Origin of the sequence: Paenibacillus sp. OK076 (assembly GCF_900110055.1) — a bacterium.
GTDB lineage: Bacteria > Bacillota > Bacilli > Paenibacillales > Paenibacillaceae > Paenibacillus.
This window is the reverse complement of sequence record NZ_FOCH01000001.1, coordinates 3,094,440-3,108,641: the sequence shown is the minus strand read 5'-3', so window position 1 is coordinate 3,108,641 and position 14,202 is coordinate 3,094,440. Positions and strand designations below refer to the sequence as shown.

Sequence of the window (14,202 nt, the reverse complement as noted above, 5' to 3'; positions counted from 1 at the left end):
GAGGGAGGAGAATAGCAATCCAAATAGGGAGCGTTGTGTCATGATTCACTGACACAACGCTCCCTAAATCGACTAACTACGATGGGCAATTCATCTGGAGAGGAGGGAAGATCTCGCTTATACTACGGTGATCGTTCCATAATACATGTACATGCCACAATTAAAGTTGTACGTTCCGGGTTTCAGATCCTTTAAGGTAATAAAGTTGTCTCCTTTTTCAAGATATACATCTATTCCTAAATCTTTGGACTGAACACTTCTTATACATGTATAACCCGAATGTTTGATGAAATTTATTTTTGTCGGAACCCCGGCTTTTACTTCAATGTTCTTTTGACTAAAACCATCTGATTCTACATCGACTGAAACAACCTGATATCCTGAGTTTTCTGGAACAGAATTAGCTTGCTCACTCTGTGATCCTTGTGATTTGCTGGCCGATGTTTCATTCGGTTGATATTGGTAAAATAACGTTGCACCTACAGCTACAACTCCAAAAGCAACGGTTAGTATTCCTGCAACAAACGGCATCCCTATACCACTTTTATTGGTTTTATCGTTAGTATCCGTTTCTTGATTCGCCAATTGAAGAGCAACGCTCAAAATAAAAACAAATAGAATGTCAACAAAGATCATCATGATATAAGAAGGACCAACCATTGCCCCGAGCATTGCGCCCATCATGCCACCCATAATTCCTGCCAACATACCATCCAAGGTTGCCAATATACTGATGGGTTTGCCTGCGAAGTATCCGGCTGCCAAGCCTAACAATATAGCGGTGATGGATGGGACTGTTAAATCACGTGGAAACACAATGCCTAATTGTACACCAAGTGCAAGGCTGGACATCATGCCAACGGTCATAGCGATCATCATGCCAGGCATACCCGCAAGTTTTTCTTTACGCTTATATGCTTTTAGAACAATGTATGATGAGAACAATACAACCATAACCATACTTAATATCGCTAATACCACAATCTTATCCTCCATATCCTTACAGTAATGACATGTAGTTATCTACTCATTGCTATTACGATCTAGATCATTCATCTCATGTACTAATATATCAGAATTATCATAACAACAGGACTATTATCACAGACAAGTCAAAGGATTGTCGCAATAGTATGAAGATAATTTGACATTTTGCTGCTGCCTCTTTCTATAAATTAATTTATAGTTAAAATTTTTGACATTAAAATTTTAATTCGATATTATTGGATGGATTGAGAAGCAGTAAGGGAAGAAGATTACCATAAGCGGAGAGCAACATGGGTGTATGCAGTCTGAATCGTCCAAAAGTACAGGTAGCCGAGCAAACAAATGATTGTAGTTCATCTTGTTCCAATTAACCTGGAATAGGTCTGATTAACATGAAAGTCTTGGAACAACTGTAAACCAATACTTTTATGTTCACTTTGAATTAAAATTGACAAGAAGACTTGTGCATTATAATATAAGCATGTGCTTATGTATAGAAAAGGAGGTAAGTGATATGAATTCTATTCAAGAAGCATCAGATAAGTTAAAATTGCTTGGGGATAAGACTCGTCTGACGATACTTACACTCCTCAAAGAACGTGAATGGTGTGTGTGTGAGTTTGTAGACATACTGGACATGTCACAACCTGGGATCAGTCAGCATTTGCGCAAGTTAAAGGATCAAGGCTTGGTCAAAGAGAATAAACGTGGACAATGGGTATACTACTCTTTGAATGTTGAGGATACACCTTATATTAAATCTGTGTTGGAATTTATGCCAGATTCTGCAGCCATTCTTAAGGCATTGAATAAAGAGAACATTTCATCCGTATGTAATTAATTTTTAAGCAATATATAAGTATATTGTTATATGATTATGCGATGGAATTCATTTGATCGGAGGCGTACATGATTGTTTTCTACTTTTCTAGCTTGCATTATCTTTTTAATAACGTTAGTGCTCGTCATCTGGCAGCCTAAAAACCTGTCCATAGGGTGGTCTGCTTGCGGCGGAGCAATTCTGGCGTTACTTGTAGGCGTAGTTCATTTCCAGGATGTTTGGGATGTTACGCAAATGGTATGGAACGCCACGCTTGCTTTTGTGGCCATTATTATCATCTCATTGGTTTTGGACCGTATCGGTTTCTTTGAATGGGCAGCTTTACATATGGCGAAGGCAGCTCATGGCAGAGGTGTTCGGATGTTTGTATACGTCTCCCTCTTAGGAGCTGTAGTTTCTGCTTTCTTTGCCAATGACGGAGGAGCATTGATTCTGACCCCAATTGTTCTGGCTATGGTCCGCGCACTGAATTTTGATGAGAAAAAAGTGTTTCCCTTCATTATTGCCAGCGGATTTATTGCGGATACAACTTCATTGCCACTGGTTGTAAGTAACCTAGTAAACATTGTATCTGCCGATTTCTTCGGTATTACTTTCATGGAGTATGTAGGCAGAATGTTTATTCCGAATCTGTTTTCACTGGCTGCAAGTATCGGTGTGTTATATCTCTTTTTCAGGAAAAGCATTCCCAAACGGTTTGATGCCAGTGAACTGAAAGCACCTGTAACAGCGATCAAAGATCTGAAGATGTTCAGGTTGTCATGGATTGTACTTGGCATCCTGCTCGTCGGTTACTTTGGCAGTGAATTTGTTGGTGTGCCTGTATCTATTGTGGCAGGAGTCGTGGCTATATTCTTCCTGATTATAGCTTCTCGTAGCTCTGCTGTACCGACTAAAGTAGTCGTTAAGGAAGCGCCTTGGGCAATCGTATTCTTCTCTATCGGTATGTATGTCGTGGTCTATGGCTTGCGTAACGTGGGTCTGACGGATCTGCTGGCCGTAGCCATCCAGGCCGTGGCAGATCAAGGATTGTTTGTCGCAACGATTGGTATGGGCTTTATTGCTGCGATCATTTCATCTTTGATGAACAATATGCCTACGGTTTTGATTGACGCACTCGCCATTGACGCAACAACGGCTAAGGGGACCGTTCGGGAGGCGTTGATCTACGCTAATATTATTGGTTCCGATCTAGGTCCCAAGATTACACCGATTGGTTCACTGGCAACACTGCTCTGGCTTCATGTGCTCAGCACCAAAGGCGTCAAGATTTCATGGGGCACCTACTTTAAGACAGGTATCATTATCACAGTTCCGACTTTACTTATTACGCTAGTGGGTCTCTATCTGTGGTTAAGCATTCTATAAATTCAAACAACGAGGAGAAGATGATGAACATGAGCAAGAAAACACTTTACTTCCTATGCACAGGCAACTCGTGTCGGAGCCAAATGGCTGAAGGTTGGGCCAAGAAATATCTGAGTGAGGACTGGAACATCTATAGCGCAGGAATCGAAGCTCACGGTTTGAATCCAAAAGCAGTAGAAGCGATGAACGAAGTAGGTATCGATATTTCAAGCCAGACATCGGACATTATTGACTCCGAGTTACTGAACAGTGCAGATTTCGTCGTCACATTATGCGGGGATGCGGCAGATAAATGTCCAATGACCCCTCCACAAGTGAAGCGAGAACACTGGGGATTCGATGATCCCGCGAAAGCGCAAGGTACAGAAGAGGAGAAATGGGCTGTATTCCAAAAGGTTCGTGACCAGATTGGGGAGCGCATAAAGACGTTTGGTGAAACTGGAAAATAACATGAAAAGCCGGGAGTAACTTTTTCCGGCTTTTCGTATTTGAAAGGATATTTTAAATGAAACTACTATGGATCTACTCAATATCATATTTCTTGAGCAAGTTTTGTTGAGATAGGTTTACCTGATCATCGTAAAGCGTATTCCCTACAATTTCACTGAGATGAATATATACCCGGTCGATTAGATTGAAATTATACCTAACATGTAAGTTTAGAGGAGAGAAAAAATGGAGCCTGCTATCTTAAAGATAGTAGGCTCCATTTATATTATATATTCTTTAATTTTGTCAGTATTGTTTTTGATCCAATGCTTTTCATTAATTTACTGCGGGTTTTGTTTTAGGTTTACCCTGATGATTTTTTAGAGCCTCGACAGGTTCATCTTTGACTTCCGCACGTTTAATGAAGAAAACTAATATTAAGGCGACAATATTAATGCCAAGTGCGATATAGAATGAATATTGAATTCCGGCTAATAACGCTTCTTGGGTTAACAGAGCTTTATTGGCTGCTGTCAAGGTGGTTGGATCAACATCCGTCATTAAATCTTCAGCTTTTGTTTTTGTCACCGAATTCATAATTGTAATCAGAATAGCCGTACCAATTGAACCGGACACTTGCTGAGCTGTATTGTTGACAGCTGTACCATGTGGATTTAAGCGTGTTGGCAATTGATTCAGGCCGTTAGTCATAATAGGCATCATCACCATGGCCATACCAAACATACGCAGAGTGTACACAAGGATAATATAAGTGTGCGTAGAGTCAATTTGCAGGTTTGCCAGCATGTACGTTGAGATCGCTGTAATCGTAAGTCCAATTACGCCGAGAACCCGTGGACCATATTTATCAAATAGTCTACCTGTAATAGGTGACATAATCCCCATGATGATTGCACCTGGCAGCATCATTAAACCTGAATCAAGTGGTGTGATACCTCTTACGTTTTGTACGTATGCCGGTGTTAAAATCATTCCGGAGAACATCGCTACTGCGTTTACAATCGCAATAACAGAGCCAAGGGCAAACATCGGATACTTGTAAACCCGTAAATCCAACAAGGGTGTTTCCATTTTCAATTGACGCACAACGAAGGCGATCAGGGAAATAGCTCCAACGATTAAAGTGATTAAGACGACTTGATCAGTCCAGCCATCTGAACTTGCAGAGCTGAAACCATATAACAAACCACCAAAACCGATGGAAGATAATATGATCGAGAAATAGTCCAGTGTTGCATTTTTGTTTTGCTGCATTACATTTTTGGATTTCCAAATCCCTAATAGTAAGCTAATGACGGCTAACGGTAAAATCATTTCGAAAAGTAAACGCCAGTCATAATATTCTACAATGAAACCTGATAATGTGGGCCCGATTGCTGGGGCGGTAATCATAACTAATCCGAAAATACCCATTGCTGTTCCGCGTTTTTCTCGTGGGAAACTTACCAGCATAATATTCATTAACAGGGGTCCCATTACTGAAGAGCCTGCTGCTTGAACCATTCTTCCTGTAAGTAATAAACCAAAGTTTGGTGCAACGGCTGCTATGGCCGTACCTAAAGTGAAAATGGTCATGGAAGTAATGAACAAACTTCTATTGGAGAAACGTGTTAATAAAAATGCTGACGCCGGAATTAATATACCACTGACCAGCATATAGCCAGTAGATAGCCACTGAATCGTGGAATAGTCTTTAATGTTCAAATCCACCATAATGGATGGCAGCGCTACATTTAAGAGCGAGTTATTTAGAAATGAAACAAATGCACCAATAAAAAGAATGGCAATCATTAAATAGGGTGGTTTTTTTTCCTGTAAAGCTGAATCCATATATTTGTTTTCTCCTTTTTTGACACTTCATTTGATCCCTTAGCTCGTTTAAATATATGTGTATAAATATATCTATCTATTAAATTTTTTTAAATCCTCTTTTTAGCAGTTCCATCTGCTCACCATAATTTTTTAAAGCTTCTTCATAGGTCAAATCCTTTACGAACACTTGAATCAGGTTATCAAAGGTTACAGCTATAATGATTTTTAAAATATGCTGCAATTCTCGTTCACCTTGTATATTTAAAGTTTCCGTGTTCATTAACTCAATGATAGGTAAAAGCTGATTTTCCCGGTTTTCTTCATAAATATTATTTGTAAATGTTTTCTCTGTTTTATAATTCATGTTTAAAAAAGCATTTCTAAAAAAGTTTTTGTGTTCTTGATTAGTGTGATTCTGAATCATAAATTGAAATGAATCGATAAAAGCTTCGAATACATCTCCGTTGTTCTCTTTTAAAGCTGCAATAAATCGGTCATTATTTTTCTGCGAGGACTGGTTCAACAGATAATAATACAGATCCTCTTTTTCCTCGAAATACTGATAAAAACTTCCTCTGGAGATTCCCGCGTCTTTGATAATATTGGCGATGGACGCTTCGTGTAATGGAACTCGTGAAAATTCCCTTTTGGCACATTGAATTAACGTGTCCTGTTTTTCTTTCGATAAGTGAAAAAATGTTTTTTTGGGCAAATATGATCCTCCAATCTTAATGAGTGACACTGTGTCACAATTGATGATTAATGAATTATATATGACACCAATGTTATACGTCAACAATAAAAGTGACACCGTGTCATATGTGGGGAAAAGGTGCATTCGAACAAAAGACCGCCAACCACTTAAGGTTGACGGTCTTCGTATCTCAACAGAAAAATGTTCTAGAACAAACAGGCTTTAGTGATAATGACCAGAAGAATAAACAGAACCAAAATTGCTCCGGTAGAAGTCCATCCAGGGTATCCGCATCCACCTACTCCAACTCCACCAACATTTTCTCCGCATCCATAGCCCATCTTTAATTCCTCCTTTAAATTAAGGTACAGCATAAGATATGCAGATTAATATGTTGAGCGTGGGTATTATGGAACTGAAGTAATAAAAGGATCAGGAATATGTTGCACTTGCCTGCTATATTTGCCCGGAGAGACTCCGGTAATTTTGGTAAAGGTTCGAATAAAATTGGCATAATCGCGAAACCCCGATTGGAAGCAGGCCTCCGTTATACTCATCCCCCCGGACAGGTAATATCTGGCCAGTTCAATACGACGGTTCAATATGTAAGAGCGGATCGTTAGTCCGGTATGCTTTTTAAACTGGCGGCTGATATACGTGCTGTTCAGATAAAAAGCCTCGGCAAGCTTGCGAAGCGTTATTTCCTGGGAGATGTGCGCTTCAATATATTCCATTGTTTTGCGTACCATCTCTGGCATGATATCGACGGGTATAGAGGTTTTATTGTGGAACGAATGGTTAATCAACACCAACAACTGTGCAATAACTGCGTTGGTCTTAACATCTGCTCCATATACATCTGAGTCAAGCAATTCCTCCAGCTCGCTAGTTAAATGCAAAATCTGCTTCATGTGATATTCATCTAGGTGAACGATGTTTTCTTGTCCCTTTGGACGATTATCAAAACATGCGGATAGGTTGGTTGATAATGTTGACAACTGACACAGATACGTTTTTTTTAGATTTATCGTAATTCGTTCATATTCGGTTTCATCCAAAATAAAGGCACGATGCATTTCCTCAGGAGACATGATAAGCAAATCCCCCGGCTCCAGATGATAACATCGGTTCTCCACATAAAAGTTGACATTGCCGCGAATAAATAGGTAGATCTCGTATGCATCATGTCGATGATAGATTGTTTCCAATGGATACGTAGTTACGCGATGCAGATATAAAAGCTCGGACTGGATGGGATCGTAAAAATATTCAGTGGATCCGTTCATGTAGCACCTCCTTGTCCTTTCGCGCAATAAATAGAGCGGAATACGCAATGAAAATGTATTCAGCTTTACCTTAAAATGTAATTATCCTAACATAAATGCGTCTGTTATTGCAAGCGTTTTCCTGCGTATTGGGACTGGATCAGGAAAATCGAAGAGCGGGGATAAGATGTACATCCAACCTAAATGGAGGAACGATTGATGAACTACAATTCTGCTTCAAATGCGAGTGAACAAACGGAACAGAGTCATCCATCTGCAGCTGCTGTGAAGTTTAGTAAGGCCCTAGGGAAACTTCCACCCAATAACAATCCTTTGGTTGCCCATAAATTTGGAGCTGATCCGTACGCTTTGGTGTTCGAGGGTCGTGTCTATTTGTACATGACGAGTGATAAGTTGGAATATGATTCGGAGGGCAATCCGCAGAAAAACAGTTTTCACTCGATCAATCGCATAACAGTCATCTCTTCAGACGACTTGGTTAACTGGACCGATCATGGGGAGATTCATGTGGCAGGGCCCCAAGGCGCAGCCACATGGGCCACTCAATCCTGGGCACCAGCCGCTGCCCATCAGATCATCGACGGGCAGGATCGATTTTTTCTTTATTTTTCTAACAATGCCAGCGGCATCGGTGTATTGTCCGCCCCGAGTCCGGTCGGTCCTTGGTTAGATCCTATTGGAAAAGCGCTCATTACCAGAGATACTCCGGGTATTGAGGATGTAACATGGCTGTTCGATCCGGCCGTGCTGGTAGACGATGATCACAGAGCTTATATCTATTTTGGAGGAGGTATACCGGAAGGGAGAGCGGGGAGGCCGGATACCGCAAGAGTTATGCCTTTGGGTGAAGATATGACCAGTGTGGTTGGACGCGCGAGGGTTATCCCCGCTCCGTACATGTTTGAGGATGCGGGGATTCACAAATTCAACAATATTTATTACTTTACCTACTGTTCTAACTTTGACGAAGGTATCCGTCCGGAGGGCAGTCCGCCACCCGGTGAAATTGCTTACATGACGAGCAGCCAGCCCATGGGGCCATGGACGTACAGAGGAACAATCCTGCGCAATCCGGGACACTTTTTTGGCGTTGGCGGCAACAACCATCATGCCATTTTTCAATTTTTGGAGCACTGGTACATTGCTTATCATGCCCAGACGTTATCGCAGGCGATGGAAGTTCCTGATGGTTATCGTTCCACACATCTGAACCGGATTAGCTTCAGCGAAGTTGATGACCGCATTAACGAGGTGGCCGCAGATTATGAAGGTGTTGAACAGATCAAGCTGTTCAATCCTTATCAGCGGGTAGCTGCTGCCACAATGGGATGGAGTGCAGGGGTGAAGACGGAGCGATTATGTACACGGGACACTGCGGATGCTGCCGTTTCTGACGTTGTCGTTACCGTGATGGAAAGAGGCAGCTGGATTGCGTTATCGAAGGTTGATTTTGGCAATGAAGGGGCAGCATGTTTTACAGCTTCAATCTTCAATGAAGGCGAGGGGGCGGTGCTGGAGCTTCATCTGGATCGCCCCGACGGACTGCTGATTGGCCAGCTTGTGATTCCGGCATCGGGTGGATCACCTGGATCGGACATATCAGCTCGATGGAAAGAGCATTCTACTGGAATTACAGATGCACAGGGAGTTCATGACATTTATATGGTGGTTGGGGGAGCATCCGGCAAGCAAGGCATCAGTATCAGGGAATGGAGTTTTGAATAAGCAAGTGTAAAACTGGACCCGAAGTCCCGTTTGCCCCATCAAAGCGTCGGGAAGCAATATTGAATACAATCCATACGATATTGTTTTGTCTGATGACCGTTTTTATTGTCCGTCTGCCGGAGGGCATTCTGGAATAGGAAATAATCGATGACGCATATGATCACGAATCTGTTTAAAGGTGCAGGAATCAAGGATGTGAAGCTAATCATCTACCCGCAGGCCCGGCACGAGATGCAGAATGAGCTTAACCCGAGGAAGCGAACTCGGATCTCATCGGCTGGATTACCAAGCATCAATAAAGCAGGCAGGAAGCGTCATAAAGCATCGTAAAGTCTCGTAAAGTTCCGTGAAGTCTCGTAAATGCTTTATCGCAAATTTTTCGTCTGATTCAGACGATCATGAATCAGATGTCTAGATCAGCCAGAACAGCTCCAGTCTGGCTGATCTTTTCTGTTGAATGCCTCCTGTTGAACGCCTTATGAACGGCGGATTGCATATGCGCGCATATCCTATAATCGGGAAGCGGATTTGCGATATGCACGCGGTGTGCAGCCTGTAATTTGTCTGAATTGTCTGGAGAAATGCTCCACATTTCGATATCCGCAAAGCTCGCTGATGTCTGAAATTCTGGATCGGCCGTGGATGAGCCTTTCTTTGGCGAGGCGTATTCTGGACTGAATGACATCGTCCATGCAGGAGATGCCGAATACAGCTTTGTATAACGACTGAAGGTAGCCTGAACTTAGATGAACATAATCGGCCATTGCCGAAACCGTCCATTCGTGGCCTGGATGGTGATTGATGGCTTTGCGCAAATTCAGCAGATTTTGATAATGCGGTGTATTTCCTGCCGATTGCGAGGCTTCGACCAGCTTGTTGAACATGATGCGAAACAAATAGTCAATGGACAGCTCACGGTAATCGCAATGAAGAAAGTTTTCCGTAGCCAGCAATTGGAATAGCTGATGACAATAGCCGGGGTCAGGAAGCGGGATCGGAATGCCTAGAGGAAGCGTTGTTTCCAGTATATATGATTCCTCAGAACGGAATCGCACCCAATCATTGACGTATTGATCCGAGCAGGCACGATACATCACTTTTTGATGGGGTGGATACAGCACGGCACAATTGGCAGGGTAGGCTTTGATCTCTCCATGGACCCAGAACTCCGCAGGGGTCTGTGTGAGAATAAGCAGCCAGAAATCATGCCCTTCCGGTATGTCATAGATGAAATCATTCGGGTGAGCGGCGTCATAGCCGACATAGAAAATGGTAGTCATCGCTATCTCCAATCTTGGAATAGATCAAATTTGCGTCAGCATATATCATTCTTTGAGGCGTCTTTCTATTTTATAATTTCATAATAATAAGCGTTAAGAATGCGCTATCAAAACATGATATTATTTGCCGCCGATAGTTGTTCCGTCTTTGAATTGATCAATAAGGCAGCTTCTAAAGTCATGATATCAGAAAAGTGCAGGAAATATAATACAGACAGGGGCGAACAGGCAGATGCATGCAAATCCAATTATTTGGGCCGATTATCCGGATCTCGATGTGATTCGGGTTGAAGACACATATTATATGGTCAGCACAACGATGCATATGATGCCAGGCTGCGTCATCCTGCGTTCCTATGACCTAACCCATTGGGAAGTGGCTACGCATGTGTACGACAGACTTGACGATACACCCGCGCAGCGGCTGGAGCAAGGCAGGCAGATTTACAGCAAAGGCATGTGGGCAGCATCGCTTCGATATCACAAGCATAAGTTCTATGTCATTTTTGTGGCAAACGATACCCATAAGACATATCTGTACACGTCCGATACGATCTCGGGTCCCTGGACCAAGCAGTATGTGGAAGGCTTTTATCATGATTGCTCCCTGTTTTTCGACGAAGATGACCGAATTTACCTGGTGCACGGCAATGCCGAGATTCATTTGACCGAGTTAAGCTCTGATCTGTCCGGACCCAAGCCCGGTGGAGCACAGCGCATGATCGTAAAAGACAAAGAGCCTTATTTCCTTGGTTACGAAGGGGCTCATTTCTACAAAATCAACGGCAAGTATTATGTATTTCTGATCCACATATCCAAGGCTTCCGGCCGGAGAACACAGGCATGTTATATGGCGGATTCCCTGGAAGACGCATTTGTTGGCGGGGAAGTGTTTAACGATGATATGGGCTACTTTAATTCAGGTGTTGCCCAGGGGGGAATCGTCGATACGCCGGATGGCGACTGGTATGCCATGCTGTTTCAGGATCACGGGGCGGTTGGGCGCGTCCCTGTGCTGGTCCCCCTGCACTTTGAGAACGATATCCCGGTGTTCGCCAGGGAAGCGCCAAAAGAGATCGCAGTGCCAAGCACGAGACCGGATCACGTCTACAAACCTTTGGTTGACAGCGATGATTTTCACTACGAAGTGAATGAAGAGGGGAAAGTACAGCTCAAGGATGTTTGGCAATGGAACCATACCCCGAATGATGCGCTCTGGTCCGTGACGGACCAGCCTGGCGTGTATCGGATTCAAACCGCGCACATCAGCCCCAATCTGACCTTTGCGGTTAATACGCTGACGCAGCGTGCGATGGGCCCCGCCTGTGAAGCAATGGTTACACTGGATGGCAGCCGGCTGAAGGAGGGTGATTATGCAGGCTTGTGTTTTCTGATCGGTACATACGGTTTAATTGCGCTGACGAAGAACGAAGGGCGATTTTACCTGGTCATGCTGGCAAGAGAAAGCGAGGATTCATCGATATTTGGCAATCTGATTGATGCGGAACCTGCCACCGAGCATGCACGGATACCTGTTTCAGGATCAGTGGTTACGCTCAAGGCTTTTGGCAACTTCGTGGACAATCAGGACGAGTGTACGTTCTCCTATCTGGAGGGGGCAGAGTGGAGGCAGCTTGGCATTTCACACAAGATGATTTATAAGCTGGATCATTTTATGGGCTGCCGAATCGGATTGTTTTTATATTCGACGAGAGTGACCGGGGGTATCGCTGATTTTTCGAATTTTAAATATGATGTGATCGTGTCGGAGGACGAGAACAAACCTGTATAGAAGTCGCCGAGCCGGCGGCTTTTTTTATGATATCAGAACGGTTGATCTTCGAAGCTTTCGTTTCCTGATATTCCAAGAAGAACTTCTGCTAAATACGGTCCGACTTCTCTGAAGGACTTCGCTAGATGTTTTTCTTGCAATAGAACAGGTATTTCTGCTTCAACTGGAGCTTTTTATTGTACAATTATAAAAAGATTCCAATATTGGAAATGATATTTTACAGACGAATCGGGGTGCATGATGTGCGTATTGCTGCTTTAACCAAAACAAAGTGGGTCGTCATTCTTTTGCTCAGTGCATGTATACCAACAGACCATACGAGCGGATATTCGGTACAACGCCTGGCAGTCGTGGATGAGCAGCCATCCGGGAATCATTCCATTTTCGAAAAATACAGTTCTCCTGTAGAAGTATCTTTTGTCAGGGAGGCCGGGGATGATCTGGAGCGGATGATCAGCCAGCTGCCGGGAGAGACACTGCTGGACAATCGCTGGACCCGGTTATATGAGCAAGATCTGGGGATTAAACTTCGCTATGACTGGATTGCCAAAGGAGACGTGTACGGTCAGAAGCTGGGTGTTTCCCTTGCTTCCGGACGCATTCCGGACGTTGTTAAGGTGAATCCGTACCAATTAAGGCAGCTGAGCAATGCGGGGCTGATCCAGGATCTGTCCGAGGTGTACACAACGTATGCATCGCCGTTTGCGAAGAGCATATTGGAGGCAGAAGGAAGCGGACCGTTTGATGCCGCTACCATTGATGGCAAGCTGATGGCGATACCGGAAACGGCCTCCTCCATCGAGACAGCTCAGTACTTGTGGGTCAGAACCGATTGGCTTGAACGTCTGGGACTTCAACCACCCGAGACGATGGAGGACGTGCTTGATATTTCGAAAGCGTTTACAATAGAGGACCCTGACGGCAACGGTGAACCTGACACCTACGGCCTTGCGCTAACCAATCATCTGTGGGACCCGGTGATGGGGGTTGCCGGTCTGATGGCCGGATATGGGGCATACCCGAATATATGGATCAAAGATGCAGATGGCAAGCTCGTTTATGGCGGCATCCAGCCTGAAGTCCGGGAAGCGCTTCAGGTTCTGCAAACGATGTACCTGGAGGGACAGCTTGATCCCGAATTTAGCTATAAAAAGGGTACGCAAGCCGTTCGTCTGATCAAAGATGGGAAAATCGGCATGCTGTACGGAGAACAGTGGACACCCTTCATGATCCAGTCGAGCCGAGAGGACGATGCAGAAGCGGATTGGCAAGCATACCCCATAGTAGCCGAATCTGGCAGGCAAATTAAAGTACCACTTCGCACCAATGCTTGGCAATATTTCGCCGTCAGGAAGGGTTACGCTCATCCTGAAGTGGTGATGAAGCTCATGAATCTTCATTTGCAGACGAACTGGGGCGAGCAGGCGCAGTACGAAACGTACTACAATGACGATTCCAAGGCGGTGTGGATGCTTTCGCCGGTGACTCCCTTTCCGGGCACCAAAAATCTCGACGCTTATCGGCAAATTCGGGAGGCTCAGCGATCCGGCAATCTTGCTGTTCTTCAGGATGAAGCATCCGCTATTCAAAAAAGAATCGAAGCCTATGTGACTCAAGATGTCGAAAGCGGCTGGGGCTGGAATCAAACCTACGGTCCAACAGGCGCTTTCAGCATAGCCGATGGCTACGAGCGTAACGGACAGCTTTTATACGACCAATTCACGGGGGGAATTACCGAAACGATGATCGATCGGCAGATGATTCTTAATGATCTTCAGCTTGAAGCATACATGAACATTATTCTGGGAAGACCGATTGAAGAGTTCGACCAGTTTGTGAAGAATTGGCTCAAATTAGGCGGAGAACAGATCACAACGGAGGTTAATACGTGGCTCAAAACCAAAACAGCACTGGAACGCTGACCGTTCCTCAAGGGTGTATTCATTTGCAAATTGTGCAAACAAACC

The 14,202-nt window shown here is 43.9% G+C and carries 13 protein-coding genes; 7 read left to right on the top strand and 6 right to left on the bottom strand.

The window, feature by feature from the left end; translation table 11 throughout:
- Positions 1-117: 117 nt before the first annotated feature.
- Positions 118-981 (bottom strand): cupredoxin domain-containing protein, encoded by an 864-nt coding sequence (locus tag BMY78_RS33295; RefSeq protein WP_256222104.1) that lies wholly within the window; start codon positions 979-981, stop codon positions 118-120.
- A gap of 520 nt (positions 982-1,501) precedes the next feature.
- Between BMY78_RS33295 and BMY78_RS13645 the strand changes: the two genes are divergently transcribed.
- The 3 genes from BMY78_RS13645 (at position 1,502) to arsC (ending at position 3,645) form a co-directional block, all read left to right on the top strand.
- Positions 1,502-1,828, top strand: a complete 327-nt coding sequence (locus BMY78_RS13645) for an ArsR/SmtB family transcription factor (RefSeq protein WP_090899395.1) — start codon at positions 1,502-1,504, stop codon at positions 1,826-1,828.
- A gap of 72 nt (positions 1,829-1,900) precedes the next feature.
- Entirely contained in the window at positions 1,901-3,196 is a 1,296-nt protein-coding gene (locus BMY78_RS13640; RefSeq protein WP_090899392.1) for an arsenic transporter, read from the top strand.
- A gap of 29 nt (positions 3,197-3,225) precedes the next feature.
- Complete coding sequence (gene arsC, locus BMY78_RS13635) at positions 3,226-3,645, top strand: arsenate reductase (thioredoxin) (protein ID WP_090902429.1); 420 nt, start codon at positions 3,226-3,228, stop codon at positions 3,643-3,645.
- 316 nt (positions 3,646-3,961) lie between these two features.
- On the opposite strand, the gene BMY78_RS13630 is transcribed toward arsC, so the two are convergent.
- From BMY78_RS13630 to BMY78_RS13620, 4 genes are all read right to left on the bottom strand, one after another.
- On the bottom strand, positions 3,962-5,476 hold the full coding sequence (locus BMY78_RS13630) for a DHA2 family efflux MFS transporter permease subunit (protein WP_090899390.1): 1,515 nt from the start codon (positions 5,474-5,476) through the stop codon (positions 3,962-3,964).
- Between the two features lie 79 nt (positions 5,477-5,555).
- Positions 5,556-6,170 (bottom strand): TetR/AcrR family transcriptional regulator, encoded by a 615-nt coding sequence (locus BMY78_RS13625; protein ID WP_090899387.1) that lies wholly within the window; start codon positions 6,168-6,170, stop codon positions 5,556-5,558.
- Positions 6,171-6,358: 188 nt separating this feature from the next.
- Entirely contained in the window at positions 6,359-6,493 is a 135-nt protein-coding gene (locus tag BMY78_RS33085; protein ID WP_208642753.1) for a YjcZ family sporulation protein, read from the bottom strand.
- Positions 6,494-6,559: 66 nt separating this feature from the next.
- The gene (locus BMY78_RS13620; RefSeq protein WP_090899385.1) at positions 6,560-7,438 is read right to left on the bottom strand and encodes an AraC family transcriptional regulator; all 879 of its coding nucleotides are present in this window, start codon (positions 7,436-7,438) and stop codon (positions 6,560-6,562) included.
- A 198-nt stretch (positions 7,439-7,636) separates the two neighbouring features.
- Here BMY78_RS13620 and BMY78_RS13615 point away from each other — a divergent pair, with 198 nt between their 5' ends.
- Both BMY78_RS13615 and BMY78_RS13610 read left to right on the top strand, forming a co-directional pair.
- Entirely contained in the window at positions 7,637-9,163 is a 1,527-nt protein-coding gene (locus BMY78_RS13615) for a glycoside hydrolase family 43 protein (protein ID WP_256222103.1), read from the top strand.
- A 147-nt stretch (positions 9,164-9,310) separates the two neighbouring features.
- Positions 9,311-9,493, top strand: a complete 183-nt coding sequence (locus BMY78_RS13610) for a hypothetical protein (protein WP_090899379.1) — start codon at positions 9,311-9,313, stop codon at positions 9,491-9,493.
- A 179-nt stretch (positions 9,494-9,672) separates the two neighbouring features.
- On the opposite strand, the gene BMY78_RS13605 is transcribed toward BMY78_RS13610, so the two are convergent.
- The gene (locus BMY78_RS13605) at positions 9,673-10,443 is read right to left on the bottom strand and encodes a helix-turn-helix transcriptional regulator (protein ID WP_090899376.1); all 771 of its coding nucleotides are present in this window, start codon (positions 10,441-10,443) and stop codon (positions 9,673-9,675) included.
- A 232-nt stretch (positions 10,444-10,675) separates the two neighbouring features.
- Here BMY78_RS13605 and BMY78_RS13600 point away from each other — a divergent pair, with 232 nt between their 5' ends.
- The gene (locus BMY78_RS13600) at positions 10,676-12,235 is read left to right on the top strand and encodes a glycoside hydrolase family 43 protein (RefSeq protein WP_090899373.1); all 1,560 of its coding nucleotides are present in this window, start codon (positions 10,676-10,678) and stop codon (positions 12,233-12,235) included.
- A gap of 209 nt (positions 12,236-12,444) precedes the next feature.
- Positions 12,445-14,157 carry an extracellular solute-binding protein gene (locus BMY78_RS13595; protein WP_090902426.1) on the top strand — a complete coding sequence of 571 codons (1,713 nt, stop codon included), beginning with the start codon at positions 12,445-12,447 and terminating at the stop codon, positions 14,155-14,157.
- Positions 14,158-14,202: the final 45 nt, after the last annotated feature.